Raw genomic sequence first — 24230 nt, forward strand, 5'->3', positions numbered from 1 at the left:
AGTTCACTGCTTTTCATAAACAGCCACTACAGTATGGCCCATATGCCGGTTTTTTGTAAAGTTGAACAGCGATAGTAAGAGTTTGGCAGGTCTGTTATCCAACAGCCTGAGACTAGCTGATGAATTGCCGTCATGTATTAATTTTTCAATTCGATGTTTGGTGTGCAGGTAGGGGTATATCAAGAGATCGCGCGTGGATTTCGCTTTTTCCTGCTGAATATCAACGACAGACATAGCGAATAAACGAGTCAATTCACGCAGTGAGTCGGCATTCCATAGGCCGCAGTGGTGGGGCGGCATATTAAGTGGCTCGTATTTGCCGTGTTCAAACAAATACGGGTCATTATTCGGTACGCCAATGACCAATTTGCCGCCAATCTTCAGGGTTTTTAACGCCGCTTCGATGAATAGTTTGGGCTGTGCAATATGCTCAACTACCTGGAAAGCGCATACCACGTCGAAGCACTCGGGCTTCTCCTGAGCGAATGTCTCAATGGGTTGATCAAAAACGGCCAGTCCTTTCTGCTGACAGACCGAAATAGCTTCTTCGCTGAACTCCAGCCCCATGACTGCGCAACCCGACCGCCGCTGAAGCGTCTGGAGAAACCCCCCGTTGCCGCAACCGATATCCAGTACCGAGCTAGTCGGCCCGACGTATTGAGCGGCGAAATTGTTTTCCCATTTCCAATCCGGGTAATAGCCGCCCAGCGCATGACCAATGTGTTTATAAAAATCGCTGTCACCCATGACTGCCGGCTCATAAAACCGGTAGCCAGTTTCGTCACATCGATAGACAGACAAAGTGGTCGCCTGCTTAAAATAAGGGGCTACATCGAGGTTGACCAGCTTCTTATAGACATCAACGACAAGCTGAATCGGAATCTGGTCAACCAATGTGGCAGGCTTGCCCGTTAGCGGAGAATAAACCATAAAGACTACTGAAACGAGGTTAAAAATCAGTACGCTTATAAATGGTCAGGTTTCCGAGCGTAGCCACCTGCGTCATACACCGCGTTTCAACTGGCTGCGGGGTTTTTTCGAAGATAAAATACTTCGCGTTTAACGTCTTTAGCTTTGGCGAGCAGGGGTCGAGTGCCACCAGATAGCCATCTTCGAACTGATTCACGATGATGGTTGAATCGGTACCGTTGATGTATGATGTGTAAACGGTATGGGCGTAGCGGTTATAGGCTGAGTCGCGTTTTGCCGTGGGGTCAAGGGTGCGCATGGTCTTGAAATCAGGGATAAACTTGATTCCACTCAACTGATTGACACCGGTAGCCGTGACCATATAGGTTACATATGGCCTGTTCTGCACATCGCCCATAACCGTCCAGCGGGCGGTGGGGTCCTGCAAGTGAATCTCGCGTACTTTTTGGTAAAGGGCATGCTCTGTTATAGGTGATAACCCTTTAGCAATGGGGTTGATACCCAGGCTGGGTAGCGAGAATAGCGCCATAGCCAGGCCAATCCATACTTCTTTCCGCCCAAAATTGGTAACAGGCAGCAGCAGCAAGTGCAGTCCAATGAAAAAGAGCGTTAGGAAAAACAACTGATGGGCCTGATACAGACCACCGGCATCGTTGATGTTGAGCCAGGCCGCATAGACCATAAAGGCAACGGCAAAAGCGATGAGGCCGGTTTTTACTGAAGCCGATAGGGTAATCTGACGACCCCGGATGTAGGCCAGATACAATACAGCAAGCATAACGTTAGTTATGCCCAGCGGAACCTGTGTGCGGCGGGTAGGGCTAACATCCAGCAGGGTTGCTTTGGCCAGAAACGTAGGGAAACCAACTTCGATCCAAATTAGTAGCACAATGGAGTAGGCCAGGATGATCAGCACGAGCGGGTCGTACTTTTTGGTCACGTAGGCATAGACGGCCATCGAGACTGCAATTACGGGCATGAACGTAACAGAATGAGACAATTCGCAGATGTTCATCCAGGTGCTCGGAAACTTCTGGTCGTTCAGTAGCCACCCTGAGTAATATTCAGAGAGCCAGTTAGCTACAAAACCTGTACCGCCCGATTCGCTGCGTTTGCCTGGGTAAACGGTATTGGCAATGGCGTCGATGGTTGGTTTAGCGTCGGTGTAGTAGGCGTAGACCACTGCCGCAATAGCCAGACCAGCCAGGCCAAACGTGATGACTTTAGTCAGTAACTGGTCAAACAGCGCCTCTTTCCGGTAGTTGCGCCAGATAAATCCGATCAGCAGGAAGATAAGCAGATAACCATAGGGCACCTGATAAGGCGGATACAGGTTCAGGGCAAACGTCACAACCGCCCAAGCAAAGACTACCCCCGCCAGTAATAGGGTTCTGAGCGTTCGCGCATAAAAGGCGTAAAGTGAACTAATAAGAATGATGGAGCCGGAAAAAACATGGGTAAGCGGCGAAAAAGACCACCAAGCAATGCCAGGTGATAAGACAAGCCATAAACCACCAAAAACTGACAACCAGAACTGATTTCTAGTCAGAATCAGCATGAGCAGCACCGTAAATAAATAGCCAAAGAACGGATAGAAGAGGTTGTTCCAAGCAAAGGCGCGGTCGAGGTCCAGAAAACCGAAGCCCCAGTAGTTTGGCCGGAAGGCCATGATAAAATGTTTGATTGGCAAATAGACGACAAGGCCTGGTTTGCCACCGCCGATGGCTGGGTTTTCTTGTGGGTACCCATTATTAGCCTGCGATATCACAAACGGAACCATTGCCGACCATTCGTCCATCCGAATAGACCGGGGTGTACCTGATACCAGACCGCGCTTCAGATCAGAGCCGTCGGGCAGAATCTGGTTCCATACGGGGATCGATGAGGTATGGATTTTAGCTAACGAAAGTAGAATGAACAAGCCAACAACGATACCGCAAAACCATTTCACCCGCTTATCGAAGCGAATCAATGTAAACGATAAATCATCATCTACAGGGATGACCGGCGATTTGCTTGTTGAGGATTCGGCAGGCTTTAGCCGTGTAGCAGCCGATTCAACTACCGAACTCGTTGCTGGTCTGACAGGGGGTTGAAGAGGTTGCCCCTTTTTCTTTTTGGACATAAATAGGTAAAGCGATACGTCTGGGTTGGGGTATTACAGCAGGTCAACGGGTGACTCTGCCGGGTATTTGCTACCAGCGGATGGTGTTTTTTCGCCGTTGGAAGAGCGCTCAGCTACTTCTTTCTTTAGAAAAGCCACCTCGTGGGCCAGGTCTTTTATGGATTGCTGGAGTTTGGAAATCACGACCGACAAGTGGACCAGGAAAATGATGATGGCGAACGTAGCCGCCAGGAAGATTAACGAAGGTGGGTAATAGATTCCCAGCAGGTGGGATACAACGGTCAACCCGTTTCGCCAGATCGAAAAAACGATCAGTATAACGGTGCAGGCTATCCAGATAAACGAATACTCTTCCCGCAGTCGGCCTTTGGTGATAAGCCGGGCAATGAATCCCATGAAGGCTAATGCGCCAATGAGACTAAGGTACTGGATCGTTACGGGTAGGGATTCCATGATGGCCTATTGCTTCTGTGATCGAACAAAGATGAATAGTATGCCCATGGTAACCTTAACCATGTAGTAGACAGACTGAATGACCGATATTGACGAGATGCCGCCCTGCCGCTCCCGCATGGTTACTGGTACTTCCTGAATACGCAGATTACGCATGCCAAATTGTACAATTGCTTCAGGTTCTGGATATTCATCGGGATAATAACGGTCAACGAGTGCGATGGTGCGTTTGTTAAACGCCCTGAAGCCCGATGTGCTGTCGTGAACGGTTAATCCGATCAACACTCTGTTGAGCCACCTAAAATACTTAATTCCGAACCGGCGCATGAACGAGGATTGAAAACCAGCTCGTTTTAGAAACCGGGAGCCAATTACTACATCGGCTTTATCATCAAGAATAGGTTTGATCAGGCTTGGAAGGTCATCGGCCGGGTGTTGTCCGTCACCATCTATCTGAATGGCAATGTCGTAGCCGTTACGGTGTGCATACCGGTAGCCAGCCTGCATAGCACCGCCAATACCCAGATTGACCGGCAAGTCGAGGTGAAGGCAGTTAAGCTGCTGTAAGACAGATAGTGTGTTGTCTTTTGAGCAATCATTGACTGCCAGGACATCGAGATTCAAGCCGTACCGATCACGTACCTGATTGATATCGGCCACAACGCCGGCAATGGCTTCTTCCTCGTTGTAGCAAGGAACAACAACCAGAATATGCGGCGACGTACTCATCAATGATGTATGGGCTGTGAAACTAGACTACTGCAATGATCAAAATTAGATCGCTGGTTTCTCCGTGCCAAATTTCATGCCACAAATTGTTAGTAGCTTTGGTCAATCATTCAGACCACATCGCAACTTGTACAAAAAATCATCAGTCAGGCGTATTCTAGCGGTTATCACAGCCATTTTACTTCTTTATTTCGCTTTGAGGGACGTCTCCTGGGTAGCTATTGGAAACGCGTTCGGGCGAGCTAATTATGGCTGGGTGACCCTAGCGGTGGTGGGGACGATAAGCACTTATTTCGTGCGTGGGAAACGCGCGCAGCAATCACTAATGGCCTTAGGTTACAGCCCCACAACATTTAGGTGCACTATCGCACTTATGTCGGGAAATATCGCCAGCATGATCATTCCTGGTACAGGCGAGATAACCCGTTGCCTGACGCTGAAACGAACCGACAATATCTCGATAGCGCATGCTATGGGAGCAGTCGTAGGCGAACGGGTGCTGGATATGCTTATGCTGCTCCTCGTAATTGGTCTCACGTTTTTGCTCGAATTGGATAGAATTGCCTCGTTCTTTACGTCGTTCTCCTTTCTGTCTAGAGGCTGGTTGACTTACTTGGCTATTGGGCTGGTCATTGGGGTGGTATTGATTGGCGTACTGACCTTTGGCCGTTTGCGAAATCGTTGGGCAACGCACCCGATTGGCCTAAAGCTTACCGCCGTGATGAGCGGCTTATGGAATGGGTTTTCGGCTATCAAAACGCTGCCAAACCCACCTCTGTTCGTTGCCTTGGCTTTCATAAACCAATTTCTCTATTGGATAACGACTTACTGGCTGTTACGATCATTGCCCAACACGCAAGATGTCCCACTAACGTCTGCCCTCATGGTGTTGACTGTATCGTCGCTGGGTGGTCTTGCAGTACCAACGCAGGGTGGTATTGGTACCTATCATTTTTTAGTAGGTCGTGCTCTGGTACTGTATGGTTTCTCTATTGTAGAGAGCACCGTTATGGCCACATTCATGCATGCTATTGGCTTCGGGATGAATGTAGTTTTAAGCGGTATCAGCTTTTTGATTATTCCTTCACTGATCGATAAACACAATCAGGAATCGAAGCCGCTATGACGGACATAGCCAGCCTTTATTCCTGGCTGTATCAATTAAAAATAGTCTTTGTCCGATAAGCAATCTCTTAACGCTTATTGCGTGAACTGCCCGCTATGAATCATTTTATTATCCTGCCCCTTTTGCTACTCCTGCTCGCCGCTTGTTCCGATAAAAAGGAGCGTACCCAGGCAGCGGTTGATGAACCGAGTTATACGCTGTTTTTTATCGATAAAAGCCTGAGCAACAATAGCCTGTCTGAAGCAAGGGCTATGTATGAGCGCGTTATCCGCGAAGCCATTGCCGAGAACGTACATCAGAAGTGCGATAAGGTGGTGGTGTATTTCGTGCACGATAATACCGCCAAAGCCCGCGCCCTCTCGCTAACGGCCCGTACCCAGTTGCCCGATGCGGAAGGAGCTAGCCCCACCGACCGTGAAGCTGCCCAAACCGATTACGAACTGCAACTTACCCGCGAACAGGCTACTATGCAGCGGCAGGTGTTGACCAAACTCGACCAGGCCAACACTACTTTGTCTAATCAGCACACCGACCTGTGGGGTAGCCTCGATGTGCTGGCTAAGGCCGATGAGTCGGGCCGTCAGGTACGTGCTTATTATTTGAGCGATATGGTCGAGAGCATGAATACGCCTGGCCGCCGCGATTTTCATAAAACGCCCCCCGCCAGTAACGAACAGGCCGACGAATGGGCTAAGGCCGATGCTAAACAGCTGTCAGCTCAGTACGTCATTGGATCGCCATCAATTCGGCTGGTGCTACCTTTCGCCGCTACGGCATCGGCCAAGGAGAATAACCCTACCGTTACCCGTTACTGGCATACCCTGTTCGATGCTATGGGCGCCGCCGAGGTGGTGGAATAGCAGTAGGGCAAGCCCCAAAAGGCACAAGGTTATCCTGCTGATCTAAGTAGAGATGAACTTTTGCTCTAAAATGAAACGTCGTAAAATTCTAAAAGTGAACGATTTATGAAATTAACGTACCTGGCACTGTGCAGTAGTCTGCTGTTGTCGACAGTCGGTTTTGGCCAGCAGCATTCCGAACAGAACCACAGCAACTACATCTGGCCTAAGGATGAAGCCGTTCGACAGAAGCTCGGTAGGTGGCAGGATGTGAAATTCGGCCTGCTGATGCACTGGGGCACGTATAGTGAGCGTGGCATCGTAGAGTCGTGGTCGCTCTGCCCCGAAGATGAAGGCTGGTGCGAACGCAAAGGCCCCACCGCCGGTAACTGGTATGAATACAAAAAAGGGTACGAGGCCCTACAGACAACGTTTAACCCGGTAAAATTCAACCCCGACCGTTGGGCGGCAGCAGCGCAACAGGCGGGTATGAAATACGTAATCTTTACGACCAAGCACCACGACGGGTTTTGCATGTTCGACACCAAACAGACGGACTACAAGATCACGAGCCCCAAAACACCATTCTCGTCGAATCCCCGCAGCAACGTGACGAAGGAGATTTTACAGTCGTTCCGGGCTAAAGACTTTATGGTAGGTACGTATTTCTCGAAGCCCGACTGGCATACCGAGCACTACTGGAAGCCCTATTTCCCACCCAAGGATCGTAACGTCAACTACGACCCGAAGAAATACCCCGAGGAGTGGACGAAGTTCAAAACCTTCACCTTCAACCAGATTCAGGAGCTGATGACCGACTATGGGAAGGTCGACATTCTGTGGCTCGACGGCGGCTGGGTACGTCCTTTCAGCAGCATTGATTCAACCGTGAGTTGGCAGCGTACTATCCCGTTTGACCAGGATATTGACATGGCCCGGATTGCGGCAATGGCCCGCCAGAAACAGCCCGGCCTGCTGGTGGTCGATCGCACCGTTTCGGGCGAATTCGAGAATTACGTGACGCCCGAACAGCAAATCCCCGACCACTACATGCCCATTCCCTGGGAAACCTGCCTGACTATGGGCGATAGCTGGTCGTACATTCCTAAAGAGAATTTCAAATCAACTCGGAAACTGGTGCAGATTCTGGTCGATGTGGTGGCTAAAAATGGCAATATGCTCCTGAACATCGCGCCGGGTCCAGATGGCGAATGGCATGAAGAAGCGTATCAGCGTCTGACGCAGATTGGCAACTGGATGCAGGTCAATGGCGAATCAATTTATGGCACCAAACCGCTGGCCCCGTACCGGCAGGAGCAGTGGGCTTTAACCCAAAACGGGCAAGCCACCTACGCGTCGTACCTACCTAAAGAGACTGAGTCACAGTTGCCAGCTACCCTGACGTTGCCCGTTACGCCTACCAAAACGGTGCTTATCCTGGGTAGTAAACAGCCGCTCAACTGGAAAAAATCGGGCAATGGGGTTGTGGTGAACGTACCCGAAAAGGTGCGTCAGCAACTAGCTAATCAACCCGCCTGGGTGTTTAAGGTCAGCTAACCGGCGTGTAAAGAAACGTACTTCTGGATGCTGGCAGGCATTCCGCCGGGTGGGCGGTACTACTTCGTGGTGGCCACGCAGTGCTTGCCTATGGAATGTAACGGCCTGTACGAAAAAGGTCCCTTTTTACGCTACGAGCTTCGTCGTGTATTTATCCATGACGTCGCTGGGGTGGATATCCAGTACGTTGGCTAATACGAGCAGTACCAGCGTGCGGGAAGCGATTTTCCGGGGAATATTGGCCAGCATGGCAAATGCATCGACCGTAATTGACGTATTCTGGCCGAGGTGATTCATCAACACGCGCTCTTTGTCGCCGTACGTGAAGCGCACGTTGCGGTCGGCGCGCACGCCTTTCATAATTTCCCGAACCTCTTTACTGGCCTGTACCGATTTGTCAGCTACCCGCACGTACACCTTCTTATTATCAGGGTCAGCCGGGTCGGGCAGGACGTAATGCGGACGATTTTGGCTACGCGGAATCCGGAATAACAGCACTTCACGCTCATCGTGGAGCGGAATGCGTTCGAGGGTATAATGGATTGCCGGAAAGCAGAATTTTTCAATGGCCCTGACGAGCAGATACTCGTCTTCATCGGCGTATTTGAGGCCCGGAATGGTGCCATCATCGCCGACACCAATCAAGAGCGTACCGCCGTCGGTGTTGGCGAACGCTACGATTTCCCGAACAATTTTTTCGGGGTGATTTGTCTTGAGTTTGAACTCAAGTGAATGCCCTTCGCCCCGGCGAACCAGTTCCTTGAGCATTTTATAGTCTGTACTTGATCTGTCCACCATGATGCGTTTCGATCACACCTAAATGTACAACCGCCGCCCGGATTTGCAAGCGGTACACCGCCGAGGCCTACTGAATGCTTAACTTAGCAGCTGGCCGAGTTGCCAACTTTTCGGTCGTGCCGGCCGTTATCTAAACTCAACCGCGATTACTTTATAAACGCAAAAATGCTTACAAACGTTGCCATCGCTTTAGCTACCCTGATCACCATGGAAGGGGTGGCCTGGTTCACGCACAAATACATCATGCACGGCATTATGTGGAACTGGCACCACTCCCATCACAATGCACACAAGGGCTTCTTTGAGGTGAACGACCTCTTTAGCGTATTGTTCAGCGGCGTGGCTGTTGGCCTGGTTGTTGTCGGGTTCGAGATACCCTCGTTATGGTATCTGGCACCCATCGGAATTGGCGTTACGCTTTACGGAATCGGCTATTTTGTGTTCCACGACATCATTGTGCACCGCCGAATAAAAATTAGTTTTAAAGCGACAAACCCGTATCTGATTCGGATCATGCGGGCTCATTATGTGCACCACAAGGTACACACCCGCGAAGGCGCTGAAGCTTTCGGGTTCTTGTATGCACCCAGGAAATACGATAAGAAATGAACCGCTCTGCCAACCTATCCCGGCTGCAAACCGAAGCGTTTGACATATGCATCATTGGCGCGGGCGCATCGGGGGCAGGTTGTGCCGTTGATGCTGCCAGCCGAGGGCTGCGCGTAGCCCTGCTCGAAGCCGACGATTTCGGCGCGGGTACGTCAGGTACGTCTACCAAGTTGGTGCATGGCGGGGTACGGTATCTGGAGCAGGCCGTTAAGACGTTTGACCCTAAACAGCTGTCGCTGGTGCGAAAGGCGTTGCACGAACGTCGGACGTTGCTGCACATTGCGCCGCATTTGTGCCATCCGTTGGCATTGCTGACGCCCGTAAACAATCTGATTGAGGGCGCTTATTATGCCATTGGCCTGAAAATATACGATCTGCTGGCGGGCAGTCGCCGCATGGCACCCAGTCGTTGGCTTGGTAAGGCGAGTGCAGTCCGGCATTTCCCCGCTTTCGACCCTGATAAGCTGCACAGCGCAGTGATGTACTACGATGGTCAGTTTGACGATATTCGGCTGAACCTGAGTATGGTACAAACGGCGGCGGCGAAGGGCGCGGCGGTAGCTAACCACATTCTGGTTGACAAACTAAACACCGATAACGCCGGGAAAATAACCTCGGTCTCGGTCGTTGATAAGCTGACAGGGGCTTCGTTTTCGGTGCAAGCCAGGGTATTTATCAATGCAACAGGTACCCGGGCCGACACGATGCGGCAGGGAGCTAACCCTAAACAGGGCGTCAGGATGCGGGCCAGCAAAGGCGCTCACGTAGTGCTGGCGGGTACGGCCTTACCCGTGGCTTCCGGACAAACTGAACCGGCTGCGCTACTGGTGCCGAAGACGAAAGACGGCCGCGTGCTCTTTGCCATTCCGTGGCGCGGGCAATGGCTCATTGGGACAACCGATACTGAAGCCAATCCTGGTGACGTACCTGCGTTGCTCCCTGACGAAGCCACTTACCTGCTCGACCACGTAAATCAGTACGTAAAGGCCCCGATTCCTATCGACGCCCTAACAGGTGGCTTTGCCGGGCTTCGTCCGCTGTTGCAGGCTGACCCCAATGCGTCGAGCCAGGCGCTGGTGCGCGACCACGAAGTAGAAATTGACCCTGTTTCGGGCCTGGTTAGTATTATGGGTGGCAAATGGACCACCTACCGGCTGATGGCGCAGGAGACCGTGGATGCCTGCTGTCAGTTATTGGCGGCTGAAGGTTCGGTTGCGCCGGGTATGTTGGCTGCCTGCCAAACCGAGACGTTGCTGTTGCAGGGAGCCGAGGGGTATAACCGGGCTTACCGCAAGCACCTGAGCGATAGCTATCCCGAATACCCCACCGACGTGCTCGACCACCTGGCCAATACCTACGGCACCGATGCGCTGAACGTGCTGCGTCTGTTGCGCGAAGAACCTGACTGGGTTACCCGGCTGGCCAACGATCACCCCTTCATTCAAGCCGAAGTAATTTATGCCGCCCGTACTGAAATGGCGCAAACCCTGTCCGACGTGCTGATGCGCCGTATCCGACTCGGTCTCATCGACTGGAAAGCGACGCTGGAAGCACTACCCGTTACGGCTCGTCTGCTAGCCGTTGAACGTAGCTGGACACCTGAGCAGGAGGAACAGGCAATGGCCACATTCCGGGCGCATATCGAAGGGCTATTGCAAAAAGCGACCGGAACCGTTGAGTTTCGCGTTTGATAGAGCTCGTTTATCATTTTCTGTGTTGCGCGGCTGTGGATGCGCACCACAGAAAACGATAAACGAAATTAGTTATGACCGAACTCCTCCGGGACATACGTACCTACCTGCGGGCCGACTTTAAGCCCGGCCTATATCTGGCTACGACCTTGTGGATCGGGCTGTTAATCGCTGTCAATTACACGTTTAGCGTCGAAAATGGCCTCATTGACCGGCAACCGTATAGCGCCTGGCGGCCTGTCTGGTATTTGGGCCTGTACGCCACGGCTTACTACGGTGCTTTCTGGCTCTGGGGTGTGTTTCATAACCGCCGCGACATCTGGCGAAACCGTTGGTTCTGGTGGCATACACTCCTGGCACTAGTGGCCTATTCCTATTACGCTGGTTTCAGCGCTCATGCTGACTGGGCGAAGCAGATCACCAACTTCGGGCTCTACGTTTATACTTATAAGGTGTTGAGCAATGTCCATTCGCTCGTCACTATTGTGTTGCCGCTGGCGCTTTACTACCTACTGGTCGACAAGCCGGGTAATGGGTTCTACGGCATGCAGCCCAAGCGTAAAGGGTTACTTGTATACGCTACGCTGCTGGCCTTGATGGTGCCGATTATCCTCTACGCCTCGTTTCAGCCCGATTTTCTTCAGGCTTACCCAACGTACCGAAATACGAGCGCTCATGAGGCGCTGAACGTGCCCGAGTGGGTTACAGCGCTGGGGTATGAACTGGCCTACGGCTGGGATTTTGTGCCGACCGAATTGCTCTTTCGCGGTTTCCTGGTCATCGGTATGAGCCGAATCCTGCAACATAACGTACCCAGCGGGCTTTTGCAGTCCGGCCTCTCGTGGTCCGGTCCTGTATTGCCGATGATCGTTTGGTACGCAACGATCCACTTCGGCCGGCCGCTGGGCGAAACCGTTTCGTCGTTAGTTGGCGGCTATATTCTGGGTGTGCTGGCCTTATCGACACGGAGCATTTGGGGTGGCCTGTTCATCCACATCGGCATTGCCTGGCTCATGGAAGCCGCCACGTTCTGGCAGAAGATGTAACGCCGTTGAACAGACATGCCGCTGAACCCCTTACCGCCTCAGCGTGTTCTAGTTGTAATGAGTATCACTACGCTTCAGAACAAATCAGTAACTATCCGCGACCTCGGCCTGATCGATTATCAAACCGCCTGGGACGAGCAGGAACGGCTGTTTGCCGACACCGTTGCGAGCAAGATTGCGAACCGTCAGCTCTCGCCCGACGAGCAGCTGCCAACGCCTAACTACCTGCTTTTCTGTGAACACCCACACGTGTATACCCTCGGGAAAAGCGGACACGAAAGCCACCTGCTGGCCAACGACGAGTTTCTGAAACAGATTGGAGCCACCTATCACCGCATCAATCGGGGCGGCGATATAACCTACCACGGTCCTGGCCAACTGGTGGGGTACCCCATTCTGGATCTGGATAATTTCTTTACCGACATTCACCGCTACATGCGGCTACTGGAAGAGGCTATTATCCTGACTATCGGTGAATACGGTATCAACGCCGGCCGGATCGAAGGCCTGACGGGTGTGTGGCTCGATGACGAAAAAGGCCCACGGAAGATTTGCGCAATGGGTGTAAAAGCGAGCCGTTGGGTAACCATGCACGGTTTTGCCCTGAACGTCAACACCGACTTGAGTTATTTTCAGCATATTGTGCCCTGTGGTATTGCCGATAAAGCTGTGACCTCTATGCAGCAGGAGCTAGGCCACCCGGTTCCTGTAGCCGAAGTAGCGCAACACGTGCAGCGGCACCTGATTAATTTGTTTGATATGACAATTGGTTAGTTTCAAGTTTTAGGTTTCAGGCAGCTGCCTGAAACCTAAAACTTGAAACTCTTTTCTTTCCAATGAAAAAAGACATTCCTTTTTTACCCGTTGAGGGCATACAGGTAGTTGTGGCCCGCAAATTGAATGAGATTAACGAGTATGACTGGCAGGTGTTTCTCATCAATCAGAATGAGCAACCCATTCATACTGTATTCGTAACCTCGCGTGGGTACGGCGAAAAAGACGGCGAAGAACAGAAAACGGCTACCCTCCGCCACTTCTTTGTGTCGATTGAACCTAATGCCCACGAACTGATTGAAACCATTATTCCCGATGTGTTTCACCTGAATAATGAATACTGGGTCAGCTATTATGTTGGCAACCAGATTTACGACAAAAAATTCATCTTCGTGCCCGACAGCATCACCGAGCAACACCTGGTCAACGTACCCGCGCTCGGGCTGGAAGGCATACTACACGTTTGACGGTTGAGGTTTGTGATTTGATGCTGCTCCGCTAATCAGTAGCGCAATATCAAATCACAAACCTCAACCGTCAAACCCTTTTCCTAATGAAACCCAAACAAACTAAATACGCCAAATCACCATCGGCGCAGGGGCAGCAGAAAAGCAGCACCCGCCGGGGTAATTATGGCAAAGAAGTCAGCCCGGCAGGACCGGCTGGTTTCAAACGAGCGAATTCATATATCGACGAGCTGAAAAACGACGTTGCGGCTTTTTTCGAGATCAATAACACGGGCCAATGGAGCACGATGGATGTGGTCGAGAATTTCGATGCCGACGACCGGAAGCTGAAACTAATGATTCAGGGCCTGATCGGTGAACTTCACGACGAAGGCCGTCTGACCCGCCTGCCCGATGGGCGGTTTCAGTTCAACCAGAACCAGAATACCATTCTCGGTAAAGTCGAGCACGTCAACGTCAAGTTTGCGTTTATCGTCCCCGATAACGGCACCCGCGACCGCGATAACGACATCTGGATTCCGGCCGAAGACCTCGGCGGGGCCATCGATGGCGATATGGTTCGGGTCATTGCTTTCAGCGATTCGCGGCAACGCGGCACGCGGCAAATGGCCCGGCGCATTGTTGGTCGGGTGGTGAGCATTGCCGAACGCGGCAAACCTGAGATCGTAGGTACGTTGGAACGGCATGGCAACCAGGTTTTTGTGACCCCGGATAGCCGCCGTATCTACCATGATATTCTTATCTCGGCTGACAAGCTCGGTGGGGCGAATGAGAACGAAAAGGTGATTGTACGTCTCACGAAATACCCCGAAAGCGACGACCGCGATGGGCATTTTGAAGGCGAGGTAATGAGCGTGCTGGGCGTAGCCGGTGACCACAACACCGAAATGCACGCCATTCTGGCTGAATTTGGCTTACCAATCGAGTTTCCGGCAGAAGTGGAGAAAGAATCGGAAGAAATTCCGGTGGAGATCGACGAGGCTGAGTTTGCCCGCCGCCGCGACTTCCGCACGACCACGACGTTCACCATCGACCCCGTCGATGCGAAGGATTTTGATGATGCCCTGTCGGTTAAATACCTTGATAATGGCACCTACGAAATCGGTATCCACATTGCCGACGTCACGCACTACGTAACGCCCGGCACCGAACTGGAAGAAGAAGCCTACAAACGCGCCACGTCGGTTTACCTGGTAGACCGCGTTGTGCCCATGCTGCCCGAAAAACTGTCGAACGGCGTTTGTTCGCTTCGGCCCAACGAAGACAAGCTGACGTTTTCGGCTGTGTTCGAGATGAACGATGAGGGGAAAATCAGCAAGGAGTGGTTTGGCCGCACCGCGATTCACTCCGACCGCCGGTTTTCGTACGAAGAGGCGCAGGATATCCTGAATGCCGGGGAAGGTGATTTCGTGAAGGAACTGACCCTCCTGAACGGACTGGCGCACAAACTCCGCGACGAACGGTTTCAGCACGGTGCCATCAATTTCGAAACGCCGGAGGTTCGCTTCAAGCTCGACGAGAATGGCGTGCCGCTGGCAGTGATTCCGAAGATTCGGCAGGATACCAATAAGCTGATTGAAGAATTCATGCTGCTGGCCAACAAGCGGGTCGCCGAGTTTGTGATGCGTCTGTCGAAAGGCGACGAGGCCAATACGATGGTGTATCGGGTTCACGAAGGGCCCGACGAAGACCGGCTGCGCGTTTTCTCGGAATTTGCCCGCCGGTTAGGCTACAAACTCAACGTCGACGATACGCACCTGTCGCGGTCGATGAACAAGTTTATGGAGCAGATCGAAGGCAAGCCCGAGCAGGGTATGCTCTCGCAACTGGCCGTACGGACCATGTCGAAGGCGCGGTATAGCACCGAAGACTTGGGTCACTTTGGCTTGGCTTTCGCCCGCTATTCGCACTTTACGTCGCCCATCCGCCGCTACCCCGACATGATGGCGCACCGGTTGTTGCAACACTACCTCGACAAAGGGCGCTCGGTTGACCGGGAAGCATTGGAGGCGCGCTGCAAACATGCCTCCGACCGCGAAAAAGTGGCCGCCGAAGCCGAACGCGCCAGTATCAAGTACAAGCAGGTGGAGTTCATGAGCCGCATGCCGAAAGACATGGAGTTCGCGGGCGTGATTGCCGGCGTTACCGAGTTCGGCTTCTTCGTGGAGATTCCGGAAAACAGCTGTGAAGGCCTCGTGCGCATGCAGGACCTGACCGACGATTTCTACGAGTACGATAAAGACAACTACCGGATCATCGGCCGTAAGTCGAAGAAGATGTACACCTTCGGCGATGCCGTAACGGTACGCGTAAAAGAAGCTAACCTGGCCCGTCGCAGCATCGACTTCGCACTGATTACTGACAACGCCAAAACCGCCGAAGACGGTTGGGAAGGAAGCAGCCGCGATTCAGCCAGCAGCCGTTCGGGTGGAGGCCGTAGCCGCCGTTCCGACAGTCCGCTCGACCATGACCAGCGCAACGCCGCCCGTGGTCGTAAGGCCTCGTCGAAAGCCACTGCGGGTAGTCGCTCAAAAACCGTCGGTGCCGAAGCCAAACGTACAAAAGGCGCGTCTCCAAAAGGACAGAATCGCCGCGGCGGACGAGGCAAGTAACGTACTGATCAATGTTGAAACCCCGCAGCGGTAAGTCGTTGCGGGGTTTTTTGTTGGGTAAAGGTGTTTGTTGCTTCGCGTCATAGTGTATCGCTTTTGCTTCAGGTCCTGAGCCCGTTGAAAGCGCTCGGTCGAAGGGCCACGCGGAAGCAATGCACTACTACATGAAGTAGCACAACGCTAAGTAGTAAAAACCAAAAGCAACGTACCTGCAACCCAACGGCTTTGTCTAGCGTTTCCTGGGTAAATACCAGTAACGATGCTACGAATTCTGCTTCACACTCTTTTCCTATCACTCACACTGCTAGCCTGCAACCCTGATCGGATTCAGTACACCGACAAGTTGAAGCAGGAAATGTCCGACAAAAAAGTGCGCCGTCTTACCAATGCCGACCTGACTGAAGCGGTGGATAGCTGGGGCGAGCAGATAGTGGCAATTGCTGAGAAAGAAGCTGCTGATGAACTGGCAAAAGGCAATGAGGCTGCTGCTATTTGTACGCTTCAGGACTTACCCAAAACGCAGGCGCTGGCCAAACGCTATGGTATGGCCATCAGCCTGTTGGGAGCGGCTGATTTGCAAAACCAGAAGCTATCGTCGAAAGAGCGTGAAGTGCTGGATGCGTATTTGTACAACGCAGAAAATAAGCTGCCGCAATCGAGTAATATTCAGCGAATTGGTGACACGCTTTTCGTGTACAATGCGGCTGTTCCAACGGGTAATGCGCTGAGTCAAACCTGCTTTGGCAAGCAAAAAGAGCAATTAGCCGTTTGGCGGCTGGCGTTTCCCAAGCAGGAAGTGATCCGGCATATGAAGCCAAAGAAATAAGGCGTCTGGTCTTGGTAAATACAGTAGCAAGATGGATGCAACAGCCAAATTGTCGGCCTAGAGTTGCCTAGGCAGACCGTTTACCGCAAAACGCCTTTTTCGGTGTGCACATCAGCCCAGGCAATGAGTTCCGAAGCTGTTTGCGATGGATTATCTGTCGCGACAGGCAGCTGATGGACTAAGTCAGTTGCGCGTTCGGCCAACCCGTGTAGGTACGCTTTGTCGTAGTAGACCAGCGTCAGGTCGGCTACAGTGGCGTAATCTTGTTGCTCCAGGGCAGCCAACGATTGTTTAGCGGCTAAACCACCCAGCCTACGCTCGATACGTTTGGTTGCCTCGACCAGTAACTCATGATCGATCCCGGTATATTCCTGCACCAGCCGTTGTACCCGAACGTCTCTGGGTACGTCGATGAAAGCAACGGTGGTGGTGCGCATTTGCTGCCAGAGTGGTACTGGCACGTAACATCTGCCAATGCTCCGGCTTTCGTCTTCTAGCCAGATCCGTCGGGCAGGGTCGAGCTGACGCCATTGTTCATAGACGCGATTCTCGAACTGCTCGCTTGAGGGTTGCGGCAACTGCCCTATGGCACCATACGACGAGCCTTTGTGGTGGGCCAGCCCTTCCAGGTCAATGACCTGTTCGCCCTGAGCGGCCAGTTGCTTCAAAATGTCGGTTTTGCCTGAGCCTGTCTTCCCCCCCAGAATAATCAGGTTTCTAGGTTCGGCAAACGAGGCAAGTACTTCCGTGCGATAGGCCTTGTAACCACCCTCCAGTGTGGTGGCCTGTAAGCCGGCTGTGTTTAGCAACCACGCCATCGATCCAGACCGCATGCCACCCCGCCAGCAATGTACCAGCACCTGCTTCCCTGCTGGATTTAATTTCTGGGCTTCACGCACGAAATGCGACATTTTAGGCCCAACCATGTCAAGCCCCTGCAATACGGCGGCGTCTTTACTGACCTGCTTATAAGTTGTACCAATCTGCGCCCGTTCGGTATCATCGAACAGAGGCATGCTCACTGCTCCCGGAATGTGGGCGTACGCAAATTCACCCGGCGACCGAACGTCGATGATGGGAAGGGTCTTTGCTTGTGCGAGAAAATCGAGGACGGAGAGAGGCATGAATCTATATAAAAAGGCAACCTGAGATATAAATACTGGCTAGTAATACTAACCTGGCCAGGCCTGATGCGTGACAACCAATCGCTACAAAACGCCGCTAGTTCGATAATGAAGTTCTGATAGCTCCCTTCTGTAAAGCTGAATCGTATTTTCTAGTCCGAAATACAGCGCGTCGCAGACAAGCGCATGACCAATCGATACTTCCAGCAGGCCGGGTACGTGTTGGGCGAAGAAACGCAGGTTTTCGAGGCTCAGGTCGTGACCGGCATTCAGGCCGAGGCCCAGTTCTTGTGCTTTTCTGGCCGCCTGCACAAACGGCGCAACGGCTGCATCGCGGTCGGTGGGGTAGTGGGTGGCGTAAGGCTCGGTATACAACTCAATGCGGTCGGTGCCCACGGCTTTTGCGCCTTCCACCATTTGCTCGTCGGCATCGACGAAGATAGATACCCGGATGCCGTCGGCCTTAAACGTGTCGATCAGCTTCCGCAAGTGATCGGCGTGCCGGATTGTGTCCCAGCCGGCGTTCGAGGTAATAGCGTCAGGTGCGTCGGGCACAAGCGTCACCTGAGCGGGTTTCACGCGCTTGACCAGGTCGATGAACCGCTCGTCGGGGTTGCCTTCGATGTTAAATTCGGTGGTCACCACCTCATGCAGATCCAGCACATCCTGGTAGCGTATATGCCGTTCGTCGGGGCGGGGGTGCACCGTGATACCCTGCGCGCCGAAGCGTTCGCAGTCGAGGGCGACCTGTACGAGATTGGGATTGTTGCCGCCGCGTGCATTACGGATGGTGGCTATTTTGTTGATGTTTACTGACAGACGAGTCATACTCAATGAACAGTGATCAGTTAACAGTGATCAAAGGTTAGTGATGCTAAGGTAACCACGTCTGCCCGGTTGCGGTTCGGATCTACAGCCCCGCTACCATCGCCTGCATTTTCTGGTAGGCCGTTTTGGTAACCTGATCGGCAGGCTGAGCGTAGTAGTTTTTGTTGAATACTTCGAGCGACAGAATCACCGGCCGGTCGGGGTTCTGAATGATCTTCAGAATCTCGCGGATGGGAGCCACACCATCGCCGGGGTACACACGGTCGGCATCGGTAATTTGGGCAGCCGGTAGCGTGGCGGGGTAATCATTCACGTGAAATACCTCAATGGCCTGTTTACCGACCATCGGTAGGGCTGTAATGCCCGAACCACCTTTGTAGAGGTGATAGACGTCAAGCAGCAGGCGGGCATTGGGGTGATTGGCCTCAGCGGCTACGTACATCACTTCCGAGAGTCGGTTCAGGTTCTTTGAAAAGCCCCAGAGTTCAAGCTGAGGATTTACGCCCGTTTGCTGCCCCAGATCGAGTAGGGTACGGTACCGTTCGGCTGCCCGGCGCAGGTCGATTAGTGGTGCGTCGGCATTCTGCGCACCGATGGGTGGCGTGGCTACGCGTTTACAGCCAATCTGCGCCAGCTGCTCCATTTCCAGCTTCATCTGATCGAGTCCTTTTTGCCGGGCCGTGGCGTCGTCAACGATCCAGGGTGCGAAGCCAATAGCATTCTCTACGGTGATGCCCAGATCGGCCAGTCGGCGACGGGCTTCGGCAGGCGTATTTGTTTTCAGGTAGTCCTGCAACGTACCCACCCACACCTCCACCGACCGAAATCCGGCTTTCGAAGCTGCTTCCAACTCACCAATGAAGCCCAGCTTTTGCCCTCTGATGGTGCTCATGTTCAGGCATAAGGTAAAGGGAGCGGCCTTCGGCTTGATGGGTGAAGATTGCGGCTTCAGGAAAGAGGTTGCTGGCAACGTACCCAGAGCAGCAAGCGTTTGGCGACGGGAAAGACGGGACATTTTTGGAAACGGATTTTCGTGACTGCTGGTGTAGCCCCCCTTTAGGGAGTGCCCACGCCGATAAACAACAATTCACCGCCCAAGGGCGACGTGGCTTGTTACAGTAAAAAGCACACGAACTAACATGACTACTTTAACAAATGCATTACTAAGCGGACTAGGTGGTGCCGTGGCTCTAAACGTACTCCACGAAACCGTTCGGCAGTTCGAGCCCGAAGCGCCGCGCGTGGATAAATTGGGCAAGCGGGGGATCATTAAAATTACGAAAGCCACGGGCCTGCCAACACCCACCGGCAATGCCTTGTATGCTACCGCACTCGCGGGCGACTTAACGTCCAACGCCTTATATTACAGTTTGATTGGATTGGCAAAGCCGCAGGCGGCGTGGCCCGTCGGCGCTGTGTTGGGCGCTCTGGCCGGTGCTGGGGCCATTACCCTGTCTGAGCTCATGGGCCTTGGGAGCGAACCCGTTCGCCGCACCGCTACTACGGCCTCGCTCACGGTGGCCTGGTACGTGGTTGGCGGACTAGCCACGGCCGCTATCTTTAGCTGGCTAAACCACAGATCATGAACCCGCCAAACACGTTTCTGCTTTACGGAGCCAATGGCTACACCGCCCGCCTGATTCTGGAAAAAACGGCTCAGTTTGGCCTGAACCCAATTCTCTGCGGTCGTGATGAAGGCAAACTACGCCCGTTAGCTGAGCAGTATGGCCTGGCGTATCGGGTGGCCGATCTGACTAACGAGATAGCCCTGAACAACGCACTGCGTGACGTACCTGTGGTGCTCCATTGCGCCGGCCCCTTCTCGAAAACGGCGTTGCCCATGCAACAGGCCTGCCTGCGAAACGGGGTGCATTACCTGGATATTACCGGCGAAGTAGCCGTATTTGAGCAGGGAGCAGCAATGGACAGGCAGGCGCGCGAGCGGGGCGTTATGCTCATGTCGGGTGTGGGATTCGATGTGGTTCCAACCGACTGCCTGGCCCAATATCTGTACCACAAGCTACCCGATGCCACGTACCTGCAGTTGGCGTTTACCAATGAGGGCGGTTCACTATCGCACGGTACGGCCCAAACGGCGGTCGACAACCTGGGGCAGGGCGGTCTGGTTCGGGCAAACGGAAAATTGACCACTGTGCCTTATGCGCACAAGGTACTGAACGTGACATTCGCCAACGGCCAGACAGTACCCTGCATGAGCATTCCCTGGGGCGACGTATCAACGGCGTTCTACACTACGGGTATTCTGAACATCGAGACCTTTATTGGCAGCACGCCGGGTAGCATTCGAATGGCAAAGCTGGGTAACTCGTTTAACTGGCTGTTACGGCGTAAAAGCGTACAGCAATGGGTAAGTCAACAAGTTACAAAACGTGTAACCGGCCCTGATGAAGCCACCCGCACAAAGGCAAAAACGCAGGTATGGGGCCGAGTGGGCAATAAAAATGGAAAGACGGTAGAAGCTCGACTAACAGGACCTGAAGGATATACCCTCACAGCCCTGTCGGCGTTAATTATCACGAAAAAAGTACTTCGCGGGTGCGTTAAACCCGGTTTTCAAACCCCGGCTGGCCTTTATGGTGGCGATCTGGTACTGGAGATCGATGGCGTAACGCGGCAGGGGTAACCCTAAACTCAACACGATGAATCCTCTACACGAATGGCCCGACAGTCCCGAGGCCGCCATTGCCATTCAGCAGCAGATACGCAGCCAGGTACGTATTCAGCCCCTTACGGGCCCGGTCGAGACCATTGCAGGCTGCGATATTTCGTTCAACAAGTTCGAAGAAACCGTTTACGCTGGCATTGTAGTCTTGCGGCTCGATACGCTCGAAACTATTGCCGAAGCCACGGCCATTGCTACTACGTCGTTTCCCTACGTACCCGGACTACTCTCTTTTCGCGAAATTCCGGCCCTGCTCGACGCCTGGAATAACCTGACCGTCATGCCCGATGTCGTTGTTTTCGATGGACATGGCATTGCCCACCCCCGTCGGTTGGGTATTGCGGCCCATGCGGGTTTATGGCTGAACCGCCCAACCCTGGGTTGTGGCAAATCGGTGTTGGTTGGCCGCTATGAAGAGCCGGCACTTGAGCGGGGTGCCTGGTCGCCGATGCTGCATCGGGGTGACGTGATTGGCGCAGCGCTGCGCACAAAAAACAAGGTGAATCCGGTCTATGTATCACCCGGAAACCTGATTGATCTGGAAACGTCGGTGGCGCTCATGCTCCAGTGCAACGGCGGCTACCGAATTCCCGAGCCAACCCGTCGGGCGCACAATCTGGTGAACGCGCTACGCCGGGCCCATCTGACTCCCTGATCGCCAGCGGGTAAAACGGATACCAGCCAGTAGAAAAGCTATAACCGGTGGGGCGGACTAAATGAGATACGCTACGTAACCCCATTCAGGCCGCCCCACCGGTCAGGCTATTTGATTATTAAACTCCGGCTACCTCAACGCTTGGCGCGATTTTCTTCACCAGACCCTGCAGCACTTTGCCGGGGCCACATTCGGTGAAGAGGGTTGCCCCATCGGCGGCCATTGCTTCAACCGACTGCGTCCAGCGGACGGGAGCGGTGAGCTGGGCAATCAGGTTAGCTTTAATCGTGGCTACGTCGGTCGACGGTTGCGCGTTTACGTTCTGGTAAATCGGGCAGCGGGGTTGCTGGAACGGTGTGTTTTCGATGGCCTGAGCCAGGTCGGCGCGGGCAGGCTCCATCAGTGGTGAGTGGAACGCACCGCCTACAGGTAGGGGCAGCGCCCGCTTGGCACCGATTTCTTTCAGCCGTTCGCAGGCTACGCGGATGCCTTCGTTACTACCCGAAATCACCACCTGACCGGGGCAGTTGTAGTTGGCCGGTACCACAATTTCGCCTGTTTCGGCGCTCACTACTTCACAAACTTGCTCGATCACCGCATCGGCAAGGCCCAGAATGGCGGCCATGGTTGACGGATTCAGTTCACAGGCACGTTGCATGGCGTCGGCGCGTTGGGCTACCAGACGAAGACCGTCTTCAAATGATAACGCACCGGCGGCAACCAGGGCCGAGAATTCACCCAGTGAGTGGCCGGCAACCATGTCGGGGGCAAAATTTTCGACCGTTAGGGCTTTCGCTACCGAGTGCAGGAAAATGGCCGGCTGGGTTACGTTGGTTTGCTTCAGCTCCTCGTCGGTGCCGGTAAACATAATGTTGGTCAGGCTGAAGCCCAGGATCTGATCGGCCTGATCCATCAATGCTTTAGCCTGTTCTGACTGTTGGTACAGGTCGTGGCCCATTCCTTTAAACTGGGAACCCTGGCCGGGGAAGATGTATGCGTTCATAATTTAGTTTGATGTTTGTGCGGTCCGCCGCTGCGGTTTGTCGTTTGTCGTTGTGTTGCCAGATCACGACTACGTTAACAAGCAGCGCGACGACAAACGTCAAACCACGGCGGCGGACCGCACAAACATCAAATTTTTTGTTAGCGTAATTTCAACGTCACCAACGTCATCACAGCCAGCATGATGCCGACGATCCAGAAGCGGGTAACGATTTTGGCCTCGTGGTAGCCTCTTTTCTGGAAGTGGTGGTGGAGCGGCGACATCAGGAGTATTCGCCTGCCTTCGCCGTACTTTTTCTTCGTGTATTTAAAATAACTCACCTGCGTAATTACCGAAACCAGTTCGGCCAGGAAGATACCGCACATGACCGGGATCAACAGTTCTTTTCGGATCGTTAGGGCTAGTACCGCAATTACGCCGCCGAGCATCAGGCTACCCGTATCGCCCATAAATACCTGCGCGGGGTACGAGTTGTACCAAAGAAAGCCCACGCACGCCCCCACAAAGGCCGCGCAAAAAATTACGATCTCAGCCGAATTGGGGATAAACATGATATTGAGATAGTCGGCAAAGCGGGCGTTCGACGAAAGATAAGCCAGTACCCCCAGCGTTAGGCCGATAATTACCGACGTACCTGCCGCCAGTCCATCGATACCGTCGGTGATGTTGGCCCCGTTCGATACCGCCGTGATGATGAAAATACAGACCAACGTGTAGATGATCCAGGTATAGTCGTCTGTAACGAAGCCGAAGAGCAGCCAGCTGTAATCGAAGTTGTTGTTCTTAACGAAAGGAATCGTGCTGACAGTCGAATGAATGTCATGGTAGCGGGTCAACTGCCGCACAACGGCCCCTGCCACCGGCTTGTCATACACCCTGATGCGCACGTACTGATTGAACGAGAGCGTCAGGCCAACGATCAGGCCGAGGCCGATCTGTCCCACTACTTTAAACTTGCCTTCCAGCCCTTCTTTATTCTTCTTAAAGACCTTGATGTAATCATCAATAAACCCGATCAGGCAGGTCCAGATGGCCGAAACCAATAGCAGAATGATGTACACATTGGTCAGGTTGGCAAACAGCAGCACCGGAATGACCAGCGAAGCCATGATGATAAAGCCGCCCATGGTCGGTGTGCCGCGTTTCTGCAACTGCCCTTCCAGCCCCAAATCCCGTATCGACTCACCGATCTGTAATTTCCGGAGTTGGTCGATGATACGCCGCCCAAAAATGGCCGCAATCAGCAAGGAGGTGATCACCGCACCAAGCGAACGAAACGAAATATATTGGAACACCCTCGCACCAGGGAAGTCAAATGAGCGGTCGAGGTACTGGAATAAGAAATAGAGCATTTA

At 53.2% G+C, this 24230-nt stretch carries 23 protein-coding genes; 13 read left to right on the plus strand and 10 right to left on the minus strand.

Features of this window, described 5'->3' with window-relative positions; translation table 11 throughout:
- Positions 1–3 precede the first annotated feature (3 nt).
- The 4 genes from F7231_RS17175 to F7231_RS17190 are packed head-to-tail and all read right to left on the minus strand — an operon-like array spanning position 4 to position 4237.
- Positions 4–930, minus strand: a complete 927-nt coding sequence (locus F7231_RS17175; RefSeq protein WP_166692829.1) for a class I SAM-dependent methyltransferase — start codon at positions 928–930, stop codon at positions 4–6.
- Positions 931–949: 19 nt separating this feature from the next.
- Entirely contained in the window at positions 950–3055 is a 2106-nt protein-coding gene (locus tag F7231_RS17180; protein ID WP_166692830.1) for a DUF7657 domain-containing protein, read from the minus strand.
- 33 nt (positions 3056–3088) lie between these two features.
- A complete protein-coding gene (locus F7231_RS17185) occupies positions 3089–3508 on the minus strand; it encodes a DUF2304 domain-containing protein (protein WP_166692831.1) in 420 nt (139 codons plus the stop codon).
- Between the two features lie 6 nt (positions 3509–3514).
- A complete protein-coding gene (locus tag F7231_RS17190) occupies positions 3515–4237 on the minus strand; it encodes a glycosyltransferase family 2 protein (protein WP_166692832.1) in 723 nt (240 codons plus the stop codon).
- Between the two features lie 76 nt (positions 4238–4313).
- Between F7231_RS17190 and F7231_RS17195 the strand changes: the two genes are divergently transcribed.
- The 3 genes from F7231_RS17195 to F7231_RS17205 all read left to right on the plus strand — a co-directional run bounded on the left by F7231_RS17195 (position 4314) and on the right by F7231_RS17205 (position 7759).
- Positions 4314–5363, plus strand: a complete 1050-nt coding sequence (locus tag F7231_RS17195) for a lysylphosphatidylglycerol synthase transmembrane domain-containing protein (RefSeq protein WP_166692833.1) — start codon at positions 4314–4316, stop codon at positions 5361–5363.
- Between the two features lie 95 nt (positions 5364–5458).
- Positions 5459–6223 (plus strand): hypothetical protein, encoded by a 765-nt coding sequence (locus tag F7231_RS17200; protein WP_166692834.1) that lies wholly within the window; start codon positions 5459–5461, stop codon positions 6221–6223.
- Between the two features lie 105 nt (positions 6224–6328).
- A complete protein-coding gene (locus F7231_RS17205) occupies positions 6329–7759 on the plus strand; it encodes an alpha-L-fucosidase (protein WP_166692835.1) in 1431 nt (476 codons plus the stop codon).
- Between the two features lie 126 nt (positions 7760–7885).
- On the opposite strand, the gene F7231_RS17210 is transcribed toward F7231_RS17205, so the two are convergent.
- Positions 7886–8527, minus strand: a complete 642-nt coding sequence (locus F7231_RS17210) for an AlbA family DNA-binding domain-containing protein (protein WP_229365051.1) — start codon at positions 8525–8527, stop codon at positions 7886–7888.
- Between the two features lie 195 nt (positions 8528–8722).
- Between F7231_RS17210 and F7231_RS17215 the strand changes: the two genes are divergently transcribed.
- The 7 genes from F7231_RS17215 to F7231_RS17245 all read left to right on the plus strand — a co-directional run bounded on the left by F7231_RS17215 (position 8723) and on the right by F7231_RS17245 (position 16582).
- On the plus strand, positions 8723–9166 hold the full coding sequence (locus F7231_RS17215) for a sterol desaturase family protein (RefSeq protein ID WP_085411768.1): 444 nt from the start codon (positions 8723–8725) through the stop codon (positions 9164–9166).
- A complete protein-coding gene (locus F7231_RS17220) occupies positions 9163–10857 on the plus strand; it encodes a glycerol-3-phosphate dehydrogenase/oxidase (RefSeq protein ID WP_166692836.1) in 1695 nt (564 codons plus the stop codon). The genes F7231_RS17215 and F7231_RS17220 overlap by 4 nt, the downstream gene beginning before the upstream one ends.
- A gap of 74 nt (positions 10858–10931) precedes the next feature.
- A complete protein-coding gene (locus tag F7231_RS17225) occupies positions 10932–11903 on the plus strand; it encodes a CPBP family glutamic-type intramembrane protease (RefSeq protein WP_166692837.1) in 972 nt (323 codons plus the stop codon).
- Positions 11904–11960: 57 nt separating this feature from the next.
- On the plus strand, positions 11961–12677 hold the full coding sequence (lipB, locus tag F7231_RS17230) for a lipoyl(octanoyl) transferase LipB (RefSeq protein ID WP_166692838.1): 717 nt from the start codon (positions 11961–11963) through the stop codon (positions 12675–12677).
- 62 nt (positions 12678–12739) lie between these two features.
- Complete coding sequence (locus F7231_RS17235; protein ID WP_085411772.1) at positions 12740–13144, plus strand: hypothetical protein; 405 nt, start codon at positions 12740–12742, stop codon at positions 13142–13144.
- Between the two features lie 86 nt (positions 13145–13230).
- Positions 13231–15756, plus strand: a complete 2526-nt coding sequence (gene rnr / locus F7231_RS17240) for a ribonuclease R (RefSeq protein ID WP_166692839.1) — start codon at positions 13231–13233, stop codon at positions 15754–15756.
- A 259-nt stretch (positions 15757–16015) separates the two neighbouring features.
- The gene (locus F7231_RS17245) at positions 16016–16582 is read left to right on the plus strand and encodes a hypothetical protein (protein ID WP_166692840.1); all 567 of its coding nucleotides are present in this window, start codon (positions 16016–16018) and stop codon (positions 16580–16582) included.
- 80 nt (positions 16583–16662) lie between these two features.
- Here the strand turns inward: F7231_RS17245 and mnmH are convergent, their stop codons facing one another.
- The 3 genes from mnmH to F7231_RS17260 form a co-directional block, all read right to left on the minus strand.
- Positions 16663–17706 carry a tRNA 2-selenouridine(34) synthase MnmH gene (gene mnmH / locus F7231_RS17250; RefSeq protein WP_166692841.1) on the minus strand — a complete coding sequence of 348 codons (1044 nt, stop codon included), beginning with the start codon at positions 17704–17706 and terminating at the stop codon, positions 16663–16665.
- A gap of 84 nt (positions 17707–17790) precedes the next feature.
- On the minus strand, positions 17791–18534 hold the full coding sequence (locus F7231_RS17255) for a pyridoxine 5'-phosphate synthase (protein WP_085411776.1): 744 nt from the start codon (positions 18532–18534) through the stop codon (positions 17791–17793).
- A gap of 82 nt (positions 18535–18616) precedes the next feature.
- Complete coding sequence (locus tag F7231_RS17260) at positions 18617–19549, minus strand: sugar phosphate isomerase/epimerase family protein (RefSeq protein WP_166692842.1); 933 nt, start codon at positions 19547–19549, stop codon at positions 18617–18619.
- A 124-nt stretch (positions 19550–19673) separates the two neighbouring features.
- Between F7231_RS17260 and F7231_RS17265 the strand changes: the two genes are divergently transcribed.
- Genes F7231_RS17265 through nfi form a run of 3 tightly spaced genes read left to right on the plus strand, consistent with a single transcriptional unit; the run spans position 19674 to position 21872 of the window.
- Complete coding sequence (locus F7231_RS17265) at positions 19674–20120, plus strand: hypothetical protein (RefSeq protein ID WP_166692843.1); 447 nt, start codon at positions 19674–19676, stop codon at positions 20118–20120.
- On the plus strand, positions 20117–21178 hold the full coding sequence (locus F7231_RS17270; protein WP_166692844.1) for a saccharopine dehydrogenase family protein: 1062 nt from the start codon (positions 20117–20119) through the stop codon (positions 21176–21178). Before F7231_RS17265 ends, F7231_RS17270 begins: the two co-directional genes overlap by 4 nt.
- A gap of 16 nt (positions 21179–21194) precedes the next feature.
- Positions 21195–21872, plus strand: a complete 678-nt coding sequence (nfi, locus tag F7231_RS17275; RefSeq protein ID WP_166692845.1) for a deoxyribonuclease V — start codon at positions 21195–21197, stop codon at positions 21870–21872.
- Between the two features lie 118 nt (positions 21873–21990).
- On the opposite strand, the gene fabD is transcribed toward nfi, so the two are convergent.
- Both fabD and mraY read right to left on the minus strand, forming a co-directional pair.
- On the minus strand, positions 21991–22875 hold the full coding sequence (gene fabD / locus F7231_RS17280; RefSeq protein ID WP_085411781.1) for an ACP S-malonyltransferase: 885 nt from the start codon (positions 22873–22875) through the stop codon (positions 21991–21993).
- A 140-nt stretch (positions 22876–23015) separates the two neighbouring features.
- Entirely contained in the window at positions 23016–24227 is a 1212-nt protein-coding gene (mraY, locus tag F7231_RS17285) for a phospho-N-acetylmuramoyl-pentapeptide-transferase (protein WP_085411782.1), read from the minus strand.
- Between the last annotated feature and the right edge of the window lie 3 nt (positions 24228–24230).

This window comes from Fibrivirga algicola, assembly GCF_011742925.1.
Taxonomy (GTDB): Bacteria; Bacteroidota; Bacteroidia; order Cytophagales; family Spirosomataceae; genus Fibrella; species Fibrella algicola.

What these genes read in the sequence shown, in the direction of transcription:
- F7231_RS17175 (WP_166692829.1), bottom strand. Translation starts at nt 930, where the DNA reads ATGGTTTATTCTCCGCTAACGGGCAAGCCTGCCACATTGGTTGACCAG.
- F7231_RS17180 (WP_166692830.1), bottom strand. Translation starts at nt 3,055, where the DNA reads ATGTCCAAAAAGAAAAAGGGGCAACCTCTTCAACCCCCTGTCAGACCA.
- F7231_RS17185 (WP_166692831.1), bottom strand. Translation starts at nt 3,508, where the DNA reads ATGGAATCCCTACCCGTAACGATCCAGTACCTTAGTCTCATTGGCGCA.
- F7231_RS17190 (WP_166692832.1), bottom strand. Translation starts at nt 4,237, where the DNA reads ATGAGTACGTCGCCGCATATTCTGGTTGTTGTTCCTTGCTACAACGAG.
- F7231_RS17195 (WP_166692833.1), top strand. Translation starts at nt 4,314, where the DNA reads ATGCCACAAATTGTTAGTAGCTTTGGTCAATCATTCAGACCACATCGC.
- F7231_RS17200 (WP_166692834.1), top strand. Translation starts at nt 5,459, where the DNA reads ATGAATCATTTTATTATCCTGCCCCTTTTGCTACTCCTGCTCGCCGCT.
- F7231_RS17205 (WP_166692835.1), top strand. Translation starts at nt 6,329, where the DNA reads ATGAAATTAACGTACCTGGCACTGTGCAGTAGTCTGCTGTTGTCGACA.
- F7231_RS17210 (WP_229365051.1), bottom strand. Translation starts at nt 8,527, where the DNA reads ATGCTCAAGGAACTGGTTCGCCGGGGCGAAGGGCATTCACTTGAGTTC.
- F7231_RS17215 (WP_085411768.1), top strand. Translation starts at nt 8,723, where the DNA reads ATGCTTACAAACGTTGCCATCGCTTTAGCTACCCTGATCACCATGGAA.
- F7231_RS17220 (WP_166692836.1), top strand. Translation starts at nt 9,163, where the DNA reads ATGAACCGCTCTGCCAACCTATCCCGGCTGCAAACCGAAGCGTTTGAC.
- F7231_RS17225 (WP_166692837.1), top strand. Translation starts at nt 10,932, where the DNA reads ATGACCGAACTCCTCCGGGACATACGTACCTACCTGCGGGCCGACTTT.
- lipB (WP_166692838.1), top strand. Translation starts at nt 11,961, where the DNA reads ATGAGTATCACTACGCTTCAGAACAAATCAGTAACTATCCGCGACCTC.
- F7231_RS17235 (WP_085411772.1), top strand. Translation starts at nt 12,740, where the DNA reads ATGAAAAAAGACATTCCTTTTTTACCCGTTGAGGGCATACAGGTAGTT.
- rnr (WP_166692839.1), top strand. Translation starts at nt 13,231, where the DNA reads ATGAAACCCAAACAAACTAAATACGCCAAATCACCATCGGCGCAGGGG.
- F7231_RS17245 (WP_166692840.1), top strand. Translation starts at nt 16,016, where the DNA reads ATGCTACGAATTCTGCTTCACACTCTTTTCCTATCACTCACACTGCTA.
- mnmH (WP_166692841.1), bottom strand. Translation starts at nt 17,706, where the DNA reads ATGCCTCTCTCCGTCCTCGATTTTCTCGCACAAGCAAAGACCCTTCCC.
- F7231_RS17255 (WP_085411776.1), bottom strand. Translation starts at nt 18,534, where the DNA reads ATGACTCGTCTGTCAGTAAACATCAACAAAATAGCCACCATCCGTAAT.
- F7231_RS17260 (WP_166692842.1), bottom strand. Translation starts at nt 19,549, where the DNA reads ATGTCCCGTCTTTCCCGTCGCCAAACGCTTGCTGCTCTGGGTACGTTG.
- F7231_RS17265 (WP_166692843.1), top strand. Translation starts at nt 19,674, where the DNA reads ATGACTACTTTAACAAATGCATTACTAAGCGGACTAGGTGGTGCCGTG.
- F7231_RS17270 (WP_166692844.1), top strand. Translation starts at nt 20,117, where the DNA reads ATGAACCCGCCAAACACGTTTCTGCTTTACGGAGCCAATGGCTACACC.
- nfi (WP_166692845.1), top strand. Translation starts at nt 21,195, where the DNA reads ATGAATCCTCTACACGAATGGCCCGACAGTCCCGAGGCCGCCATTGCC.
- fabD (WP_085411781.1), bottom strand. Translation starts at nt 22,875, where the DNA reads ATGAACGCATACATCTTCCCCGGCCAGGGTTCCCAGTTTAAAGGAATG.
- mraY (WP_085411782.1), bottom strand. Translation starts at nt 24,227, where the DNA reads ATGCTCTATTTCTTATTCCAGTACCTCGACCGCTCATTTGACTTCCCT.